This window comes from Jatrophihabitans fulvus (assembly GCF_054781375.1).
Map to the genome: position 1 here is coordinate 194664 of NZ_BAAGUN010000003.1, position 20389 is coordinate 215052.

Annotated in this window: 17 protein-coding genes; 12 read left to right on the top strand and 5 right to left on the bottom strand. The window is 72.6% G+C overall.

Translation table 11 applies throughout. The annotated features are described in order from the left end of the window. Window positions 1-30 precede the first annotated feature (30 nt). Together ligA and ACYVP9_RS12865 are read left to right on the top strand one after the other, a co-directional pair. Window positions 31-2187 (top strand): NAD-dependent DNA ligase LigA, encoded by a 2157-nt coding sequence (gene ligA / locus ACYVP9_RS12860; RefSeq protein WP_460605269.1) that lies wholly within the window; start codon window positions 31-33, stop codon window positions 2185-2187. Between the two features lie 87 nt (window positions 2188-2274). After that, on the top strand, window positions 2275-3084 hold the full coding sequence (locus ACYVP9_RS12865) for a phosphatase PAP2 family protein (RefSeq protein ID WP_460605270.1): 810 nt from the start codon (window positions 2275-2277) through the stop codon (window positions 3082-3084). Here the strand turns inward: ACYVP9_RS12865 and ACYVP9_RS12870 are convergent. Further along, a complete protein-coding gene (locus tag ACYVP9_RS12870) occupies window positions 3040-3948 on the bottom strand; it encodes an SDR family NAD(P)-dependent oxidoreductase (RefSeq protein ID WP_460605271.1) in 909 nt (302 codons plus the stop codon). The genes ACYVP9_RS12865 and ACYVP9_RS12870 overlap by 45 nt on opposite strands. 23 nt (window positions 3949-3971) lie before the next feature. Continuing rightward, window positions 3972-4622, bottom strand: a complete 651-nt coding sequence (locus ACYVP9_RS12875; RefSeq protein WP_460605272.1) for an ACT domain-containing protein — start codon at window positions 4620-4622, stop codon at window positions 3972-3974. 82 nt (window positions 4623-4704) lie between these two features. On the opposite strand from ACYVP9_RS12875, the gene gatC reads away from it, so the two are divergent. The 6 genes from gatC to ACYVP9_RS12905 are packed head-to-tail and all read left to right on the top strand — an operon-like array spanning window position 4705 to window position 10734. After that, entirely contained in the window at window positions 4705-5022 is a 318-nt protein-coding gene (gene gatC, locus ACYVP9_RS12880; protein WP_460605273.1) for an Asp-tRNA(Asn)/Glu-tRNA(Gln) amidotransferase subunit GatC, read from the top strand. Next, entirely contained in the window at window positions 5019-6494 is a 1476-nt protein-coding gene (gatA, locus tag ACYVP9_RS12885) for an Asp-tRNA(Asn)/Glu-tRNA(Gln) amidotransferase subunit GatA (protein ID WP_460605274.1), read from the top strand. Before gatC ends, gatA begins: the two co-directional genes overlap by 4 nt. Window positions 6495-6496: 2 nt before the next feature. Further along, a complete protein-coding gene (gene gatB, locus ACYVP9_RS12890) occupies window positions 6497-7987 on the top strand; it encodes an Asp-tRNA(Asn)/Glu-tRNA(Gln) amidotransferase subunit GatB (RefSeq protein ID WP_460605275.1) in 1491 nt (496 codons plus the stop codon). Window positions 7988-7989: 2 nt separating this feature from the next. Further along, window positions 7990-8976, top strand: coding sequence for a DUF2332 domain-containing protein (locus ACYVP9_RS12895; protein ID WP_460605276.1), 987 nt, complete (start codon window positions 7990-7992; stop codon window positions 8974-8976). A gap of 9 nt (window positions 8977-8985) precedes the next feature. Further along, the gene (locus tag ACYVP9_RS12900; protein WP_460605277.1) at window positions 8986-10116 is read left to right on the top strand and encodes a hypothetical protein; all 1131 of its coding nucleotides are present in this window, start codon (window positions 8986-8988) and stop codon (window positions 10114-10116) included. 42 nt (window positions 10117-10158) lie between these two features. Next, window positions 10159-10734, top strand: coding sequence for a hypothetical protein (locus ACYVP9_RS12905; RefSeq protein WP_460605278.1), 576 nt, complete (start codon window positions 10159-10161; stop codon window positions 10732-10734). Here ACYVP9_RS12905 and ACYVP9_RS12910 read toward each other — a convergent pair. Beyond that, window positions 10704-11951, bottom strand: a complete 1248-nt coding sequence (locus tag ACYVP9_RS12910; protein ID WP_460605279.1) for a PQQ-dependent sugar dehydrogenase — start codon at window positions 11949-11951, stop codon at window positions 10704-10706. The genes ACYVP9_RS12905 and ACYVP9_RS12910 overlap by 31 nt on opposite strands. A gap of 90 nt (window positions 11952-12041) precedes the next feature. Here ACYVP9_RS12910 and ACYVP9_RS12915 point away from each other — a divergent pair, with 90 nt between their 5' ends. Further along, window positions 12042-13019 (top strand): 2-hydroxyacid dehydrogenase, encoded by a 978-nt coding sequence (locus ACYVP9_RS12915; protein WP_460605280.1) that lies wholly within the window; start codon window positions 12042-12044, stop codon window positions 13017-13019. 97 nt (window positions 13020-13116) lie between these two features. After that, window positions 13117-14856, top strand: a complete 1740-nt coding sequence (locus ACYVP9_RS12920) for a glycosyltransferase family 61 protein (RefSeq protein WP_460605281.1) — start codon at window positions 13117-13119, stop codon at window positions 14854-14856. A gap of 16 nt (window positions 14857-14872) precedes the next feature. Here the strand turns inward: ACYVP9_RS12920 and ACYVP9_RS12925 are convergent, their stop codons facing one another. Beyond that, on the bottom strand, window positions 14873-15379 hold the full coding sequence (locus ACYVP9_RS12925) for a PH domain-containing protein (RefSeq protein ID WP_460605282.1): 507 nt from the start codon (window positions 15377-15379) through the stop codon (window positions 14873-14875). A gap of 43 nt (window positions 15380-15422) precedes the next feature. Here ACYVP9_RS12925 and ilvD point away from each other — a divergent pair, with 43 nt between their 5' ends. Continuing rightward, window positions 15423-17135, top strand: a complete 1713-nt coding sequence (gene ilvD / locus ACYVP9_RS12930) for a dihydroxy-acid dehydratase (protein WP_460605283.1) — start codon at window positions 15423-15425, stop codon at window positions 17133-17135. A gap of 145 nt (window positions 17136-17280) precedes the next feature. On the opposite strand, the gene ACYVP9_RS12935 is transcribed toward ilvD, so the two are convergent. Next, a complete protein-coding gene (locus tag ACYVP9_RS12935; protein WP_460605284.1) occupies window positions 17281-17877 on the bottom strand; it encodes a CAP domain-containing protein in 597 nt (198 codons plus the stop codon). 693 nt (window positions 17878-18570) lie between these two features. Between ACYVP9_RS12935 and ACYVP9_RS12940 the strand changes: the two genes are divergently transcribed. Beyond that, window positions 18571-20382 carry an acetolactate synthase large subunit gene (locus ACYVP9_RS12940; protein ID WP_460605285.1) on the top strand — a complete coding sequence of 604 codons (1812 nt, stop codon included), beginning with the start codon at window positions 18571-18573 and terminating at the stop codon, window positions 20380-20382. Window positions 20383-20389: the final 7 nt, after the last annotated feature.

Here is a 20389-nt window from a genome sequence, read left to right on the forward strand (position 1 = left end):
CCTGTCGTACCCGCTCACTAGATTCGGGGCATGACCGCGGTAGACCCCGTCCCCGAGAGCGCGCGCGAGGAGCACGCGCACCTCTCCCAGCTCGCCGACGACGCGGCCTACCGGTACTACGTCCTCGACGAGCCGACGGTCAGCGACGCCGACTACGACGGGTGGCTGCGCCGGCTCACCGAGCTCGAGGACGAGTTCGCCGAGCTGCGCACGCCCGCGTCTCCCACCCAGCGGATCGCCGGCACGTACTCGACGCTGTTCACCGCCGTCGACCACCTCGAGCGCATGCTCAGCCTCGACAACGTCTTCTCGCAGGACGAGTTGTCGGCGTGGATGGTGCGGGCCGAGCGCGACGCCGGCGTCGCGCCGCGCTACCTCTGCGAGCTCAAGGTCGACGGGCTCGCGGTCAACCTGCTCTACGAGAAGGGCCGGCTCGTGCGCGGCCTCACCCGCGGCGACGGGCGCACGGGGGAGGACGTCACCGGCAACATCCGCACGATCGGCGTCGTGCCCGACACGCTGCGCGGCGATCCCGACTCGCCCGAGGTGCCCGACGTGCTCGAGGTGCGCGGCGAGGTGTTCTTCCCGGTCGCGCGGTTCACCGAGCTGAACGAGGCGCTGATCGAGGCGGGGAAGACGCCGTACGCGAACCCGCGCAACACCGCGGCCGGCTCGCTGCGCCAGAAGGACCCGCGCATCACCGCGCAGCGGCAGCTGTCGATGGTCGTGCACGGTGTCGGCCGGGTCGAGGGCGGTCCCGAGGTCGCGACGCAGTCGGGCTGGTACGAGCACTTCACCCGCTGGGGGCTGCCGACCTCGAGCCGCGCGAAGGTCGTCGACGGCGCCGACGAGGTGCAAGCGTTCATCACCTGGTACGGCGAGCACCGGCACGACCCCGTCCACGGCCCCGAGCACGAGATCGACGGCGTCGTCGTCAAGATCGACGACCTCGGCCTGCAGCGCCGCCTCGGCTCCACCAGCCGCGCGCCGCGCTGGGCGATCGCCTTCAAGTACCCGCCCGAGGAGGTGAACACGAAGCTGCTCGACATCCGCGTGAACGTGGGACGCACCGGCCGGGTCACGCCCTACGGCGTCATGGAGCCGGTGAAGGTCGCGGGCTCCACCGTCGAGATGGCCACCCTGCACAACCAGTGGGAGGTCGAACGCAAGGGCGTGCTCATCGGTGACACCGTGGTGCTGCGCAAGGCCGGCGACGTCATCCCCGAGATCGTCGCGCCGGTCGAGGCGCTGCGCGACGGCAGCGAACGGCCGTTCGTGATGCCGACCGAGTGCCCCTCGTGCGGCACGCCGTTGGCGCCCGAACGCGAGGGCGACAAGGACATCCGCTGCCCCAACAGCCGGTCCTGCCCCTCGCAGCTGCGCGAGCGGTTGGCCAGCCTGGCGAGCCGGTCGGCGTTCGACATCGAGGCGCTCGGCTACGAGGGTGCGGTGGCCCTGCTCGACGCGGGTGTGCTCACCGACGAGGGCGACCTGTTCGACCTCACCCCCGAGACGCTCGCCCGGGTGCCGATGTACACCCGCGCGGCGAAGCGGTCCGACCCCGCCGACGCCGTCCACGACGGGCGCGTGCTGTCGGCCAACGGCGAGAAGCTGGTCGCCAACCTCGACCAGGCGAAGGCCCGTCCGCTGTGGCGGGTGCTCGTGGCGCTGTCGATCCGCCACGTGGGCCCGACGGCCGCGCGGGCCCTGGCCACGCACTTCGGCAGCATGTCCGCCCTGCGCGAGGCCACCGCCGAGCGCATCGTCGAGGCCGAGGGGGTCGGCCAGATCATCGCCGACGCCGTCGTCGAGTGGTTCACGCATCCCTGGCACGCGGCCATCGTCGACAAGTGGGCGGCCGCGGGCGTCCGCATGGCCGACGAGGCCGACACGACCCCGAAGACCCTGGCCGGTCTCACGGTCGTCGTCACCGGCTCCCTGGCGGGCTTCTCCCGTGACGGGGCCAAGGAGGCGATCGTCTCGCGCGGCGGCAAGGCGTCGGGCTCGGTGTCGAAGAAGACCGACTACGTCGTGGTCGGCGAGAACGCCGGCACCAAGGCCGAGAAGGCCGAGCAGCTCGGCCTCACCATTCTCGACGAGGACGGGTTCCGCGCCCTGCTCGCCGACGGTCCGCCGCCCGCGGATGAACCGCCGGCGACCGGGGGTGAACCCGACGCGACCACCTGATGACGATCCCAGCGCGAGGGGCGACACGGCCCGCATTCGGGCACCATCGGCTACGAGACGCACAGCTGTGTAGGGAAAGTTGATCGGGTGACTTCGGTACGGCCACGCACCTCCGGGGCGGCGTCCGCGTCAGCGGCGCCGGCGTCCCGGCGGGGCCGGTACGACCGCCGCGCCGTGCTGTTCGCGATGCTGCTGGTGCTGTACGCGGTCTACAGCGCATTCGTCGTCACGAAGTCGTGGGTGGGCGACCTCGACCGCGTCATCTACGACGTCCACATCAAGCGTGACCACCTGACGCACGGCGAGTACCGCACCGTCTACTGGTACCTCACCATCGGCCAGCGGGCTCCGGTGCTGCTGGCCTTCGCTCCCTACTTCGCCTGGATCACCTGGCGGCGGCGAACGATCACGCCCCTCGTCACGTTCGTCGTGGCGCAGCTGCTGCTGAACCTCAGCGTCGGCGTGGTCAAACTCGGCACCGGCCGCATCGGTCCGAAGGAGACGGCCGACGTCTTCCGCGTGTTCGACGGCGGCAACATCTACCCGTCCGGCCACGTGTCGAACGCCGTGGTCATCTGGGGCCTGCTCGCACTGTCGGTCACGCCGAAGTGGCGACGGGTGTGGACGGCGATCGCGATCTGGGTGTCGTTCTCGGTCGGCATCGGCACCGTCATGATCAACACGCACTGGTTCAGCGACATCGTCGGTGGCTGGTTCGCCGGCGGGTTGGTGCTGTTCGCGCTGCCCTGGGTCGTGCCGGCCGTCGAACGGCTCACGGTGCGCGCATACGACCGCTACGGCGCACGCATCGTGCCGCGGCGGCTGCGGTCCGCGATCGCCGCGGGGCGTACCTCAGCCGACGGTGACGCCGGTCAGTTCCGACGCCCGGTCCCATAGCCGGCGGGCGACCTGCTCGTCGCGCGCGGCCCGGCTCGTGGCGGCCGGTCGCGGGTGGGCGCCGCGGATCTCGCCCGGGCCGGACGGACCGTAGTAGCCGCCGTTGGCGGCGTCGGGCGACGTCGCCGCGTAGAGCGTCGGTATCGCGCCGTGATCGGCGTCCTGGGCGATCACGCGGTTCGCCAGGCCCATGACGGCGTCCTGGAACGTCTCGGTGTGCGACTGCAGTTCGGTCGCCGCGTAGCCGGGGTGGGCCGCCACCGACCGCAGCGGCGAGCCGTCGCGCTCGAGCCGCCGCGCCAGCTCGAGGGCGAGCATCAGGTCGGCCAGCTTCGACTGCCCGTACGCACCCCACCGCCGGTACCGCCGGCGCTCCCAGTTCAGGTCGTCGAGGGCGATCCGTCCGATGCGGTGCGCCCCGGACGACAGCGTGACGACACGGTCGCGCAGGGTCGGCAGCAGCAGACCGGTCAGCGCGAAGTGGCCGAGGAAGTTGGTGCCGACCTGCGACTCGAACCCGTCGGCCGTGCGGCCCTGCGGGACGGCCATGATGCCGGCGTTGTTGACCAGGACGTCGACCGGGCCGAGGTCGTCGGCGAACGCCCGCACCGAGGCGAGATCGGCGAGGTCCAGCCGGCGGACGGTGACCGAGCCGGGCGTCCGCGGTGACATGCGTGCGGCCGCGGCCTCGCCCTTGTCGGTGTTGCGGCAGGCGAGCACGACGTGCGCGCCGTGCTCGGCCAACCGTCGCGCGGCCGCCGCGCCGAGACCGCTGTTGGCGCCGGTGACGACGAACGTCCGGCCGTCCTGGTCGGCGATGTCGGCGGGGGTCCAGCGGCGGGCGTCGACGGTGGGAGAGGCCATGTGTGCAGCGTATTGGCCGCGGCTCACTCCGGCAGCGGGACGACCCCGGCCGCGATGGTGGCGAAGTACTGCAGGCGCACCAGCTCCGACGGCACCCACCGCAGTGCGGGACGCCCGACGAGCAGTGCGGCCCGACCGAGTTCGGTGACGCACAGCTCGGTGTCGAGCCGGCCCCAGTCGGGCGGGGCCCAGGAGGTGTCCGGGTCGAGGGACCGGCTCGGGCGCGGCGGCCACCACGGCACCGGCAGCGACTCGATCTCGGGGGCGGCGCCACCGGACGCGATCACCGCCGACTGCCCCGAGACGGGCTCCGCGAGCACGAGGGCCCAGCTCGCCCGGACGATGTCGGTCACGCCGTCGGCGAGCGTGTCGAGGGTCGCCCCGTCGTGGCCGAGCTGGTCGAGCAGCGCCAGCTCGCGGTGCGGGTCGGGCTGCTCGATGTACGGACGGATCGACTCGACGACGACGTCCGGCACCGTGGCCGCCGCGGACACGAGCGTGTCGGCGAGCCGGCCCACCGGCAGCTCGACGACGAAGTCGTCGGTCGCGTGGGCCTCGCCGCGCTCGATCACGTCGACGCTGAGGATGTCGGCCTCGACGGTGCCGAGAGCGGTCGCCACGGCGCCCAACGCGCCGGGGCGGTCGGGCAGCCTGACGCGGAGCAGGAATGCCACGGCGCACAGCCTGCCGCACCCGTGTGACCGAGCGGTTACGGGGTCCGCGGGGCCGCCACGGCGGCCCGTAGACTCGTCGGTCGTGGCACACGCTGTTCCCGACCCCCGCATCACGCGCGCCGACGTCGCGCACCTGGCCCGGCTGGCCCGCCTCGCGGTCACCGACGACGAGCTGGACGTGTTCGCCGGCCAGCTCGAGGTGATCCTCGGTTCGGTCGCCCGGGTGGCCGAGGTCGCCGCCGACGACATCCCCCCGACGTCGCACGCGGTGCCGATGACGAACGTCTACCGCGCCGACGAGGTGCGCCCGTCGCTGCCGCGCGACGCCGTGCTCGCCGGGGCGCCGTCCGTCGAGGACGACAAGTTCCGCGTGCCGCAGATCCTGGGGGAGGAGGCGTGAGCCTGTACGGAAGGACCGCCGCCGACCTGGCCGGTCTGGTCGCGTCCGGTGAGGCGAGTGCCGTCGAGGTCGCGCAGGAGCATCTCGAGCGCATCGCGTCGTCCGACCCGGCCGTCCACGCGTTCCTGCACGTCGACACCGACGGTGCGCTCGCCGCCGCCAAGCTGGTCGACGACCGTCGCGTCGCGGGTGAGGAGCTGGGCCCGCTGGCCGGCGTCCCGCTCGCGATGAAGGACGTCGTCGTCACCGAGGGCCTGCCCACCACGGCGGGCTCGAAGATCCTCGAGGGCTGGCGGCCGCCGTACGACGCGACCATCACCCGCCGCATCAAGGACGCCGGCGTCGTCATGCTGGGCAAGACCAACATGGACGAGTTCGCCATGGGCAGCTCGACCGAGAACTCCGCCTACGGGCCGACGCGCAACCCGTGGGACCTCACCCGCACTCCGGGCGGCTCGTCGGGCGGGTCGTCCGCGGCGGTCGCGGCCTACCAGGCGCCGCTGTCGATCGGCACCGACACCGGTGGCTCGATCCGCCAGCCCGCCGCCGTGACCGGCATCGTCGGCCACAAGCCGACGTACGGCAGCGTGTCGCGCTACGGCCTCATCGCGTTCTCGTCCTCGCTGGACCAGGCGGGCCCCTTCGCGCGCACCGTGCTCGACGCCGCGCTGCTGCACGAGGTGATGGGTGGCCACGACCCGCTCGACTCCACGTCCATCGCGGCGCCCGTCGGCGGCTTCGCCGCGGCCGCCCGTGAGGGCGCGTCCGGTGACCTGAAGGGCGTGCGCGTCGGCGTCGTCCGCGAGCTCGGTGGCGAGGGGTACCAGGCGGGCGTCACCGCCTCGTTCGACGGCGCCGTCGAGACGCTGCGCGGTCTCGGCGCCGAGGTGGTCGAGGTGAGTTGCCCGAACTTCGACTACGCCCTCGCGGCGTACTACCTGATCGCGCCCAGCGAGGCGTCGTCCAACCTCGCGCGCTTCGACGCCGTCCGTTACGGCCTGCGGGTCGGCGACGACGGGGCGACCTCGCTCGAGGACGTCATGTCCCGCACTCGCGAGGCCGGTTTCGGGCCCGAGGTGAAGCGCCGCATCATGATCGGCACGTACGCGCTGTCGTCCGGCTACTACGACGCCTACTACGGCCAGGCCCAGAAGGTGCGCACGCTCATCAGCCGCGACTTCGCCGCCGCCTTCGAGCAGGCCGACGTGCTGGTGTCGCCGAGCACGCCGGTGGCCGCCTTCGGCATCGGCGAGGTCGTCGACCCGCTGACCATGTACCGCAACGACCTCTGCACGCTGCCGGCCTCGTTGGCGGGCACGCCCGCGATCTCCGTGCCCAGCGGGTTGTCCGACGGGCTGCCCGTCGGCCTGCAGATCATGGCGCCCGCGCAGGCGGACGACCGCTGCTACCGGGTGGCGGCCGCCTTCGAGGCCGCCGCCGGCCCCGTGCTCACCGGCCCCCAGGAGCTGTGACCATGACCGCCACCGTCACCTACGAGGACGTCGTCGCCCGCTACGAGCCGGTGTTCGGCCTCGAGACGCACGTCGAGCTCGGCACCGTGTCGAAGATGTTCTGCGGCTGCTCGACCGAGTTCGGTGCCGAGCCGAACACCCACACCTGCCCGGTGTGCCTCGGCCTGCCCGGCGCGCTGCCGGTCGCCAACGAGAAGGCGATCGAGTCGACCATCCGCATCGGGCTGGCGCTGAACTGCTCCATCGCCGAGTGGTGCCGCTTCGCGCGCAAGAACTACTTCTATCCCGACATGCCGAAGAACTTCCAGACGTCGCAGTACGACGAACCGCTGTGCGTCGAGGGTTACCTGGACGTCGACGTCGACGGGGTCACACACCGCATCGGCATCGAGCGGGTGCACCTCGAGGAGGACACCGGCAAGAACACGCACGTCGGTCTCTCCGGACGCATCCACGGCGCCGACTACTCGCTCGTCGACTACAACCGCGCCGGCATCCCGCTCGTCGAGATCGTCACCAAGCCGGTGCCGGGCACGGGTGCGCTCGCGCCCGAGGTCGCGAAGGCGTACGTCACCGCGCTGCGCGACCTGCTGCGCTCGCTCGACGTCAGCGACGTGCGCATGGAGCAGGGCTCGCTGCGCTGCGACGTGAACACGTCGCTGAACAAGCCGGGCGAGCCGTGGGGTACCCGCACCGAGACGAAGAACGTCAACTCGCTGCGCAGCGTCGAGCGGGCCGTCCGCAGCGAGATGGTGCGCCAGGCCGAGCTGCTCGACGCCGGGCAGCGCATCCTGCAGGAGACCCGTCACTTCCAGGAGCAGACGGGCGACACCCGCAGCGGGCGCAGCAAGGAGGAGGCGACCGACTACCGGTACTTCCCCGAGCCCGACCTGGTGCCCATGGCGCCCGACCCGGCCTGGGTCGAGCAGTTGCGCGCCGGCCTGCCCGAGCTGCCCGCCGCCCGCCGCGCGCGGCTGCGCGACGAGCTGGGTCTGTCGGACGACGACCTCGCCAAGATGACGAACGCGGGCGTCGTCGACCTCGTGGGTGCCACCGCCGATGCGGGCGCGCCCGCGGGCGAGGCCCGCAACTGGTGGATGGGCTATCTGGCGCAGCAGGCGAACGAGCGCGACGTCGAGGCGGTCGAGCTCGGCATCACGCCGGTGCAGGTGGCCCGCGTGATCGCGCTCGTCGCCGACGGGTCGCTCACCACGGGGCTCGCCCGGCAGGCGGTCGACGGGGTGCTCGAGACCGGCAAGGACGTCGACGAGGTGGTCGCCGAGCGCGGGCTGAAGGTCGTGTCCGACAGCGGCGCGCTCGAGAAGGCGGCCGACGAGGCCATCGCCGCCAACCCGGACGTCGCCGAGAAGGTGCGCGGCGGCAAGGTCGCGGCAGTCGGCGCGCTCGTCGGAGCCGTCATGAAGGCCACGCGGGGCCAGGCGGACGCTGCCGCGGTCAAGGACATCCTGCTGGAACGCCTCGGCGCGAAGTAGACGTGCCCGACTGGATCGGCGGCGACGGCCGCTCGACCTCCGAGACCTACCGGCGCATGGCGCTCGACCAGTTCGCCGGCGTCTCGGCGTCGTACGAGGTGCTCGGCCTGGGCATCTCCGACGACGCCGGGCTCTGCGCCCTGATCGACACCCTGCCGCGGTCTAAGCGGCAGCCCAACCTGGTGCTCGGCGCGGTGCGTTACCTCGGCGGGCCGGTCGGCGACTACGCCGCCTTTCGCGCGTTCGTGCGCGAATCGTGGGCGGACGTCGAGCAGGTCGTGCTCACCCACGCCACGCAGACCAACGAACCGCACCGGTGCGCCACACTGCTTCCGCAGCTCGCCACGATCGACGGTCCGGTCGCACTGCTCGAGGTGGGGACGTCCGCCGGGTTGTGTCTGTACCCGGACCGGTACGGCTACGACTACGGCGGCACCCGGCTCGGCGACGGTCCGCCGGTGTTCTCCTGCGACCTCGTCGGTGCAGCTGCCCCGGCGCGGCTGCCCGACGTCGTGTGGCGGGCCGGGCTGGACCTCAACCCCCTCGACGTGTCGTCCGACGAGGACGTCCGCTGGCTCGAGGCGCTGATCTGGCCCGAGCACACCCACCGGTTCGAGACGCTCGCGCAGGCGGTCGCGGTCGCGCGGGCCGACCCGCCCCGCATCGTCCGGGGCGACCTCACCCGCGACCTGACCGCGCTCGCCGACGAAGCACCGGACGACGCGACGCTGGTCGTGTTCCACACCGCCGTGCTCGCCTACGTACCCGACGACGCCCGCACCTCGTTCGTCGACGCCGTGCGTGATCTCGCCGCGCGACGGCCGACGGTGTGGCTCGCGAACGAGGGTCGCGGCGTCGTACCGGGCACCGCGGACGTCGAGACCGCGCACCACGAGTTCGTGCTCAGCCGCGACGGACACCCCGTCGCCCTGACCGCGCCGCACGGCGGTTCGTACCGGACGCTCGCCGCTCCCACGTCCGGCTGGTAGGCAGGAGCGATGATCGTCCGGGCCGCCGCCGCGCTGGCCGCGGGCGCCGCGGTGCTGCTCGTCGCCCCGCCCGCCCGGGCGGCCGATCGCCCGGCGGTTGCGTTCACCCTCGACGACCCGCGCATCGCCGAGGCCAGTGGCATCGCCCCGGGTCTGCGCAACCCCGGCGTGGTTTACGTGCAGAACGACAGCGGTGACGGCAACCGCGTCTTCGCCGTGTCGCGCGCCACCGGACGGACGCGGGCCGTCGTCACCGTCGCCGGTGCCACGAACGTCGACTGGGAGGACCTCGCCGTCGCCCGCGACGCCGCGGGTGTGCCGTCCGTCTGGATCGCCGACACCGGCGACAACGACGCCGAGCGCCGCGACGTGCGGGTCTACCGGGTGCCCGAGCCGCGGCTCGCGTCCGCGGACGTCACCACCCGGGCGGTGACGTGGCGGCTCACCTACCCGGACGGGCCGGTCGACGCCGAGGCCCTCGCCGTCGCGCCGGGCGGCACGGCGTACGTCGTCACCAAGAGCTACCTGGGCGCGTCGGTGGTCTACCGCCTGCCGAAGGCGGCCGGCAGGGGGACCCTCGCCCGGGTGGCCGAGTTGACGGTGCGACCCAGCGGCACCCGCGGCGGGCCGTCCGAGTTGGGAGCGCTCGCGCAGCTCTCGGTGACGGGCGCCGCGTTCTCCGCCGGCGGTAGCCGCTTCGCGGTGCGCACGTACACCGACGCCTACGTGTGGGCGGTCTCCGGCGGCGATCTCGCCTCGGCGCTGCGCCGCGCACCCGTCCGGGTGGCGCTGCCCCGCCAGCGGCAGGGCGAGGGGATCGCGTTCGCGGACGCGGCCGGCACGACCCTGCTCGTCGACTCCGAGGGGACGTCCGAACCGGTGTGGTCCGTGCCGCTGCCGCGCATCGCGGCGGTCCCCACAAGCCGGACGGGCGCGCCGTCGACAGCACCGTCGGCAGCACCGTCGACAACACCGTCTGCACCGTCGTCCGCACCGGCCTCGTCGGGCACGATCGACGATCCCGCCGACGACGACCCGACGGGGCCGTCGAACCTGCGCTACGTGATCGGGGCGGGTGTGGTCATCGTGCTCGGCGGGCTGAGCTACACGTGGCTGCACCGCCGGAACCGGCGCACCTAGGCGGGTCCGTGCATCCGGCCCCGATGTGGGCAGGATGACCGCATGCGAACCGACGCCGCCGGCTGGTCGGCCACCACGATCACGCTGTGGATCGTCGGCGGGTCGGTCGTCCTCGCCGTCGTCGCCGGCTTCCTCGGACGCGCGTTCATCCGACGCGGCAAGCGGCAGCCGTTCGTCGTCCGCCTCATCAACCGTGCGTCCGAGGGCGTGGTCGAGATCGTGAAGCGCCCGATCACGATCGCGGTGCTCGACGAGGTGGCCGACGTGCTGCGCACCGGCCACTACACGCGCAACATCGCGTCCGGCATCCAGGAGAACCGCGCCGAGATCAAGGCCATGGTGGCGGAGAAGATCAAGGAGGATCCGGCGGCCGGCCACATCAGCCTCGTGCCGTTCCACGACAAGCTCATCGAGAACGCGTGCGAGACGACCATCCGCGTGATCCTCGAGGTGCTCGCCGACCCGCGCACCGACGAGCTGTTCTCCGACGTGCTGCGCGACAACATCGACCAGATCCGGGCCACGGTGCGCTCGCGCGAGTACAAGAACATGCCGCCACCGGACCCGCCGGACCCGACCAGCCCGCGCTACGCCGTCGAGCCGCCCCCGCCGCCCTGAGGCACGTAGCGGATCACCCGCTCGTCGGCCGGCACCGGTTTGCCCTTGCCGTCCTTGTTCGAGGTCGTGAGCCACAGCGCGCCGTCGGCGGCCGCGACGACCGTGCGCAGCCGTCCGTACCGGTTCGTCAGCGTGGCGGTGAACTTGCCGATGCGCGGCGCCGACGACGAACCGGTGACGGGCGCCGACAGCAGCTGCCTGCCGTCGAGGGAGGTGACGTACAGGGTGTTGTCGAGCACGGCGCAGTCACCGACGGCACCGGCCTTCGCGGGAGTCGTGGCCGACGGCGGGGTCGAGGCGTAGTTGCCCGCCCGGCGCACGAGGTTGACCTCGCCGGCACCGTCGGGTGACGTCTCGAGCTGGAACAGCGTGCTGTTGTCCGCCGTGCCGCACAGCCCGTCGGTACGGCGTAGGCCGCTCGCGTACACGGGCGAGGACGCGGACGGGTTGCCCGCCGCCGGTTGTCCGATGTCGGTGAACCGCAGCACCTTGCCGGCAAGGCTGCGCTGACGGGTGGCGAGCGAGGCCCGCCCGGCGTCGCCGGTGCCGAGCAGCAGCGTGCCCGTCGGTGACACGGTGAGCCGGCCGGTGTTGCCGCCGTCGCCGCGGGGGATGCCCGTGAGCACCGGCGTGACGGGCCCGTTCAAGGTGAAGGCGACCACCCGGTTGTCGGTGCGGGTGCTGATGTAGGCGTAGATCAGCTGGTCCTGGTCGTAGGTCGGCGACAGGGCGAGGTCGAGCAGCCCCCCGCCGCCCGCGGCGTCGATGCCAGGCAGCGTCCGGACGGTGGGGACGGGCTGTCCGGCACGCGGCTGCACCCGCACGATGCGTCCGGTCGTCCGCTCGCCGACCAGCGCGGTGTTGTCGGGCAGCAGCGTCAGCCCGACGGGGTAGCTCAGCCGGGTCGCGACGACGAGCGGGTCCTGCTTCGAGGACCCCGAGCTGCTGCTGCCGCCGCCGCCCTGTCCGCCCTGTCCGCCGCCGCCCCCGCCGCCGTTCTCGTCCGGACCGGACAGCGAGGGGACGGGCAGGATCGGCGAGATGCGGACGCCCGGGCTGGGCGCGATCGCGTTCGGCGGTGGGCTCGGACGGTAGTCCGGCGCGCGGTCGTCCGCCGAGCTCGAGCAACTCGCGAGCACGACCGCGCCGACGGCGCCGAGGACGGGGAGGGCGAGCCGGGCACGCCGGGTCCGCCACGGTCGTCCGGCTCGCACCACGCGTCCAGTGTGCCTGCCGCCGCCCGGGCGCGCCGTACCGGGCGTGATCACTGAACAGGCTCCCAGCCGGACGGTCGATACGCTCGCAGCTTGACCACCGACCCGACCGACGACCCGACCACCGACCCGACCACCGACCCGACCACCGACCCCGTCACGATCAGCGTGCCCGTCGACGACGCGCGCGACGCGCTGCTCGAGGCAGTCCCGGACGGCGCCGTGGAGGTGCTCGTCTGGGACGGCTCCGGCACCCCGCCGGACGGCGCCGACCGCATCGAGTTCTTCGTCGGCCGCTACAACGCCTCCCCGCCGCCCGCGGAGGTTCTCGCCGGGTTGCCGCGGTTGCGGGTGGTGCAGGTGATGTCGGCTGGCGTGGAGCCCTGGTTGCCGGTCGTGCCCGCCGGCGTCCAGCTGTGCAACGGGCGCGGCGTGCACGGCAGCTCCACCGCCGAGCTGGCGGTCGCCGGCCTGCTCGCGACCCTGCGCGACCTGCCGCGCTACCGCGACCAGCAGCGCGACGGCGTGTGGCAGCCGCGCCGGAGCGCGGGCCTCGCCGGTTCGGCGGTCCTCGTCGTCGGCGCCGGCGACATCGGGCGCCGCATCGGCGGCATCGCCGAGCTGCTCGACGCCGAGGTCACCTACGTCGCCCGGACCGCCCGCGAGGGCGTCCGCCCGCTGTCGGACCTGCCCGAGCTTTTGCCGGGGCACCGGGTGGTCGCGCTGGCGCTGCCGCTGACGCCCGAGACGCAGGGGCTGGTCGACCGCGACTTCCTCGCCGCGATGCCCGACGGGGCCGTGCTGGTGAACGTGTCGCGCGGTGGCCATGTCGACACCGACGCGCTGGCGGCCGAGCTGGGTTCCCGCCGGCTGCACGCCGTCCTCGACGTCACCGAGCCCGAACCCCTGCCCGCGGGCCATCCGCTGTGGTCGGCGCCGAACCTGCTGCTGACACCGCACGTCGGCGGCGGCACGGACGGGTGGGAGCAGCGCGTGCACCACCTGCTCGTGGCCCAGGTGCGCCGCTACCTGGCGGGCGAGTCGCTCGTGAACCAGGTGGGCGACTACTGAGCGCGCGGCGGGCCCGGGACGCCGGCCTGAGAAGTCACCGACCTCCCGGGCCGACGCGCAGCCGATTGCCAGCCGCACCTTCCTAGCGTCCGGCGGCATGGGGACGCATCTGCTGAGGCGGCGCGCGTCCGACGCGTGGGTCCGCGGCCGCGGCCTCGCGATGCTCGCCTCGTCGGCGGCCACGAGGCCGGAGGGACCCCTGGCCGCGATCGCGCCGCTCGTGCCCCGCCGCCACCGCCGCACGGTGGTCGTGCTGGCGGACGGGCACACCCCTCCGGCGCTGCTGTCGCGGTTCGCGTCGTGGCGCCACGACGACGCGGTCACCGTGCTGTCGGACGGCGGTGCACCGTCCGGGCGGGGCCGCCGCCTGCTCGTCGCGCCGTCGGCCGCGGACGAGATCGACACGCTGCTGCCGCTCGGACCGCTCGACGTCGTCGTCGACGTGCGGGGAGTGGCCGACGAGACGCGCGAGCGGCGGTGGCACCGGCTCTTCCTGTTGCTGCGCCCGGAGGGTTCGTGGGTGGTGTCGCGGCTCGGCACCGGCGATCTGCGCCGCACCGAACGCGACTGGCTCGCGCGGCTGCTGCGGGCCGCGGCGGGGGAGACGTTCGACGCCCCGATCGAGGAGGCGGAACGCTGGCGCTCGGTGGGTGCCCTCGTCGCGGGACCCGAGCTGCTCGTCGTGCGCAAGCAGTTGCAGCACCGGGTCAAGCTGCGTCCCGGCGAGGCGTCGACCGTGCTGCGCGCCCGCGACCCGCAGGTGTCGGCGCGCACGCTCGCGCGGCTGCCGGCGCAGCGGGTCGAGTCGCGGACGGTGGTGCACTCCCACGGCGGCACGCCTGCCGGTCTCGCCACGGCTCTGGACGTGCCGCCCATGACGCTGACGCACTACCGCGGCCCGGTCGCCTACGGCGGACAGGCGCTGATGGTCACGCCGCACTCGGTGCTGAACGAGTCGTTCCGGTTCTGGAACGCCCCCGACCCGGTGCACCCGCTCGTGCTCAACGCCGGCGGACGGTTCGTCCGGGTCCGGCCCGAGGCCGAACCGGTGGCGACCCTGGACGGCGACTTCTTCGTCGTCGACCCGCAGTACCGGGCGCACTTCGGCCACATCATGACCGAGCTGGTCACGCGGCTGTGGGGGTGGGACGAGGCGAAGGCCCGGCTGCCCGGGCTGAAGGCGCTGCTCGTCGTCGACCGGGGGCAGGCCCGGCTCGAACGGCAGTTCCTGCGCGCCTACGGCATCGCCGACGACGACGTCGCCGTGGTGCGCGGACCCGTCCGCCTCCGGTCGGTCGTGGCCGCCACGCCCATGTGGCACAACTGGACGCCGCAGTGCGCGCACCCCGACGTCGTCCGCGTGTGGGACCGCCTCGCCGCCGCGCTCGTCGACCCGTCCGCACCCGTGCACGAGCGCGTCTTCGTCACGCGTCCGGACTCGATCTCCCGGCGACGCTGCCGCAACGCGCGGGCGGTGGAGGAGCTGTTCGCCGCGCACGGCTTCGCCGTCGTCCGCCCCGAGACGCTGTCGCTCGGACAGCAGGCCGGGATCTTCGGGCGCGCCCGGGTCGTCGCCGGCTTCGGCGGCTCGGCGATGTTCAACCTGATGTACGCGGCGAACGTGCGGACGGTGATCGTGCTGAACCACGAGGCGTACACCGCGCGCAACGAGCAGCTGTACGCGCTGCTGCGCGCCGACGAGGTGCACTACTTCTGGTCGCGTCCCGACATCGCGCAGCCGGCGGACGGCTGGCGCCTCGACGCGTTCCAGTCGGAATGGGAGTTCGACTTCGCGCGACACCGCGCAGACCTCGAGGACGTGCTGCGGGCGCTGTAGAACGGGCGCTGTGACGTCAGCGGCGGCGCTTGGACGGTGCCGGCTTCGGCACGGCGTCGCGCAACGTCGGCAGCGCGCCACCGCTCAGGCGTGAGATCGGGCCGAGGTGCGCGAGCCGCACGCACGGCAGCCGGACGCTGCCGTCGGCCTGCACCGCGTAGATCGAGCGGCCACGCACGGCGAGGCCGCGGATCGAGGACCACGGCAGATCACGGGACCCGAACGCGGCCCGCACCCGCAGACCGTCCTTCGTCACGAACGTCGCGGTGCGCGCCACGAAGAGCGCCACGATCACGGGCACGAGCAGGACGAGCAGTTGCGGTCCGACGGTGGTGCCCTGGCCGTCGGGCGAGGTGACCTTGTCGGCGACGCTCTGACCACTGCCCGCGAACGCGACCGGGATGCAGCCCAGCACGAGGAACAGCACGATGAGGTAGCTGGTGCGCGGCAGGCGGATGGCGACCGGTTCGGCGGGCACGTCGGCCGGCGCGGCCGCGGCGTCCTTCCCCGCCTCCGAGGTCATGGCTCGACCGTACGCCGCTGGCGCGTGGTCGTAGGGTTGGCCCGTGAGCAGCGAGACCGGCGACACGCCCAGCCCGGCACCCAAGGAACACCGCAAACCGCACAGCTCGATCGTCACCGACGGTCTCGAGCGCGCCGCCGCCCGCGGCATGCTCCGAGCCGTCGGCATGGGCGACGACGACTGGCGCAAGCCGCAGATCGGCGTCGCGTCGTCGTGGAACGAGATCACCCCGTGCAACCTGTCGCTCGCCCGGCTGGCCAAGGCCAGCAAGCAGGGCGTGCACGAGGCGGACGGCTACCCCCTCGAGTTCGGCACCATCTCCGTCTCGGACGGCATCTCGATGGGCCACAGCGGCATGCACTACTCGCTGGTGTCCCGCGAGGTCATCACCGACTCCGTCGAGACGGTGTTCCGCGCCGAGCAGCTCGACGGTGGCGTGCTGCTCGCCGGCTGCGACAAGTCGCTGCCCGGCATGCTCATGGCCGCGGCCCGTCTCGACGTCGCCGCCGTGTTCCTCTACGCCGGCTCGACGCTTCCCGGCAGGTACAACGACCGCACCGTCACGATCATCGACGCGTTCGAGGCCGTCGGCGCCTGCCTCGCCGGGCGCATGACCCGCGACGAGGTCACCGAGATCGAGAAGGCCATCTGCCCGGGCGAGGGCGCCTGTGGCGGCATGTACACCGCCAACACGATGGCGTCCGCGGCCGAGGCGCTCGGCATGTCGCTGCCCGGCAGCGCTGCGCCGCCCGCCCCCGACCGCCGCCGCGACGAGTACGCGATCCGCTCGGGACGCGCCGCCGTCGAGCTCGTCGACGCCGGCATCACCGCCCGCCGCATCCTGACCCGCGAGGCGTTCGAGAACGCGATCACGGTGGTCATGGCGCTCGGCGGTTCGACCAACGCCGTGCTGCACCTGCTCGCGATCGCGCACGAGGCCAAGGTCGAGCTGACCCTCGACGACTTCAACCGCATCGGCGACAAGGTGCCGCACCTGGCCGACGTCAAGCCGTTCGGGCAGTACGTCATGACCGACGTCGACGCCATCGGCGGCGTCCCCGTCGTCATGAAGGCGCTGCTGGACGCCGGGTTGCTGCACGGCGACTGCCTCACCGTCACCGGCCGCACGCTCGCCGAGAACCTCGCCGAGATCGCGCCGCCCGACCCGGACGGCAAGATCATCCGGGCGATGAGCGACCCGATCCACCGCACCGGTGGCATCACCGTCCTCAAGGGCTCCGTCGCTCCCGACGGCGCCGTGGTGAAGAGCGCCGGGCTCGACTACGACGTGTTCGAGGGCACCGCCAAGGTGTTCGAGCGCGAGCAGGCCGCCATGGACGCGCTCGCCGCCGGCACCCTCACCAAGGGCGACGTCATCGTCATCCGCTGGGAGGGTCCGAAGGGTGGCCCCGGCATGCGCGAGATGCTGCAGATCACCGGCGCCATCAAGGGCGCCGGCCTCGGCAAGGACGTCCTGCTGTTGACCGACGGACGGTTCTCCGGCGGCACCACCGGGCCGTGCATCGGCCACATCGCCCCCGAGGCCGCCGCGGGCGGCACGATCGGGCTCATCGAGGACGGCGACCGCATCCGCCTCGATCTCGCCGCCCGCACCCTCGACCTGTTGGTGTCCGACGAGGTGCTCGAGCAGCGCCGCGCCGACTGGAAGCCCGTCGAGCCGCAGTTCGACTTCGGCGTCCTGCGCAAGTACGCCAAGCTCGTGGGCAGTGCCGCGCAAGGCGCGGTCTGCGACTGAGAACCCTGAACAAGAAAACGGGGCCGCTGCGAATGCAGATTCGCAGCGGCCCCGTTTCCCCCCACCTGCGGGGGCCGGGACGGTCAGGTGTCGTCCATGGCCCTCGCGGAGACCGCGGGACGCGGGTCCGGGTATCGGGCGCCGGTCAGCGCCAGCGGCCGAAGTCGGTCGTCAGCCACACCTTGTGGTGGCGGGAGTCGAAGTAGACGTCGACCCCGACGTTCTTGAAGTTGCGGCTGAGGATGTTGCGGCGGTGCCCGTCGTACGGGGCCTTCTCGTTGTACATCAGCTTCTGCAGGGCCAGGACGCCGGCGCGGTTGCGCTGCGAGCCGTTCCAGCCGATGTTCTCGCCGACCCACGACCAGTTGTAGCCGGTGGCCGAGATGCGCCGGCTGAAGTCGGCCTCGCCGCGCAGCTGGTGGGACATCGTGTTGTACCGGGCCATCATCGCGTTGTGGTAGCGCGCGGACTTCTGCAGCCGCCAGTTCATCACCAGCTTGGGCAGGCCGTGCGCGGCGCGCTGCTGGTTCATCAGCTTCAGCACCGACTTCTGCACCGAGACCTCGTACGCCACACGGGGCTTGATGTAGAGGCCGGCGGCCTGGGCCGGGGCGGCCGAGACGACGAACGGGGCGAGCATCGCGGCGAGCGCGGCAAGGGTGACGACGACGCGGCGCGACAGGCGGTGGGCGATGCGGACGCCGTGCGTGCGGATCGAGCTGCGGAGCGCGGTGGGGGCCATCGGGATCCTCCGGGGGGGACGGAGCGGTCATTCGGACGGTCGGACTGCGTTCCCCCGCAGGTGGTGGTGCTCCCGCCTCGGGCGGGTGGCCCACCTCCCCAGGCGGGCCTGCTGCACATGAGTAAACACACCTCACGCTTGGTTCACAAGTGCAGCGATGACAAAAGTTTCGAGAAGTCAGGACTTCCGTCCCTGGACGCTGGGGGTACGCGCTCAGGAAGGACGTTCGAAGTTCGACATAGCGGACACGCTAGCGGCCGCGAGGTGATGTCGATGTGTTGTTTCGAGGTGGTCTGCGGCCTCCGGGCGGAATGTCGTGGTCGGGACCAGCGGGCCTTTCGGCGCTCCGGTCCGTGGTCGCCGGGACCATCGTCCCGGGGGTCGCGAAAGCCTATGGCATGGATGTTTCGGCGTTACTAACGGGTGCCCGTCCGGTCACGGACGGTGACGAGCGGTCCGTCCGGACGGGCAGGTGGCCTTGGTCGGTGTTCAGGGCGGCGTGTACTGTCGCGGGCGTGTCGAGCCACCACCTCGTACTCGTTACCGAGCGCGTCGCTCGGGCCTGAACCAGACCCGACGACGCGCTGACCCTTCGTGCCTGGCACGGGGGGTTTTTTGTTGCAACCGACGCCCGGCCGACCGTGCGGACGCCGTAGCAGGACCGTTCACCGACAAGCGAAAGGCACCGTGGTCATGGCGACGACCTCGAGCCCGACACCAGGGCCGGCGGCCGCATCCGCGCCGGCCTCCGCCACCGACTCCGCCGGGCTCACCGGCGCGCAGTCGCTCGTCCGTTCCCTGGAGCACGTCGGGGCGGAGGTCGTCTTCGGCATCCCCGGCGGCGCGATCCTCCCGGCCTACGACCCGCTCTACGACTCCACCCGGGTCCGGCACATCCTCGTCCGGCACGAGCAGGGCGCCGGCCACGCGGCCGAGGGGTACGCGCAGGCGTCCGGCCGCGTCGGCGTCTGCATGGCGACCTCCGGCCCCGGCGCGACCAACCTCGTCACCCCGATCGCGGACGCCTACATGGACTCCGTCCCGATCGTGGCCATCACCGGTCAGGTCGGCCGTCCGATGATCGGCACCGACGCCTTCCAGGAAGCCGACATCAGCGGCATCACGCTGCCGATCACGAAGCACAACTTCCTGGTGCAGGACGCCGCCGACATCCCGCGGGCCATCGCCGAGGCGTTCCACCTCGCGTCCACCGGGCGCCCGGGCCCGGTGCTGGTCGACCTGCCCAAGGACGTGCTGCAGGCCGACACCACGTTCGCGTGGCCGCCGCGGCTCGACCTCCCCGGCTACCGGCCGGTGACCCGTCCGCACGGCAAGCAGATCCGCGAGGCCGCCCGGCTCATCGCGGGCGCGCGCCGTCCGGTGCTGTACGTCGGCGGCGGCGTGCTGAAGGCGCGCGCGACCGCGCAGCTGCGGCAGCTCGCCGAGCTCACCGGCATCCCCGTGGTCACCACGCTGATGGCCCGGGGCGCGTTCCCCGACAGCCACCGGCAGCACCTCGGCATGCCCGGCATGCACGGATCGGTGTCGGCGGTCACGGCACTGCAGAAGGCCGACCTGCTCATCGCGCTCGGCACCCGCTTCGACGACCGTGTCACCGGACGGCTCGACACCTTCGCGCCCGGTGCGGCGATCATCCACGCCGACATCGACCCGGCCGAGATCGGCAAGAACCGCGCCGCGGACGTCCCCATCGTGGGCGACGTGCGCGAGGTGCTGACCGACCTCGTCCCCGCGCTCACCGCCGAGTTCGACGCCGGCCACCGTGCCGACCTCACCGGGTGGTGGAAGCAGATCGACCAGTGGCGCGACACGTACCCGCTCGGCTACGACGAGCCCTCGGACGGCACCCTCGCCCCGCAGTACGTCATCGAGCGGCTCGGGCAGATCGCCGGACCCGAGGCGATCTACGCCTCGGGCGTGGGGCAGCACCAGATGTGGGCCGCGCAGTTCATCAACTACGAGAACCCGAACACCTGGCTCAACTCCGGCGGCGCCGGGACCATGGGCTACTCGGTGCCGGCCGCCATGGGCGCCAAGGTCGCCTGCCCCGACAAGCTGGTCTGGGCGATCGACGGCGACGGCTGCTTCCAGATGACCAACCAGGAGCTCGCCACCTGCGCGATCGAGGGCATCCCGATCAAGGTCGCCGTCATCAACAACGGCAACCTCGGCATGGTGCGGCAGTGGCAGACGCTGTTCTACGGCGAGCGCTACAGCCAGACCGAGCTCGGCACCCACAAGCACCGCATCCCCGACTTCGTGAAGCTCGCGGACGCCTACGGTTGCGTCGGTCTGCGGTGCGAGGCCAAGGCGGACGTCGACGCCGTGATCGAGCAGGCCATGGCCATCGACGACCAGCCCGTCGTCATCGACTTCACCGTCGGCAAGGACGCGATGGTGTGGCCGATGGTCGCCGCCGGGGCCAGCAACGACGACATCCAGGCCGCGCGGGACATCCGTCCGACCTGGGACAGCGAGGAGTGAGCGCCGT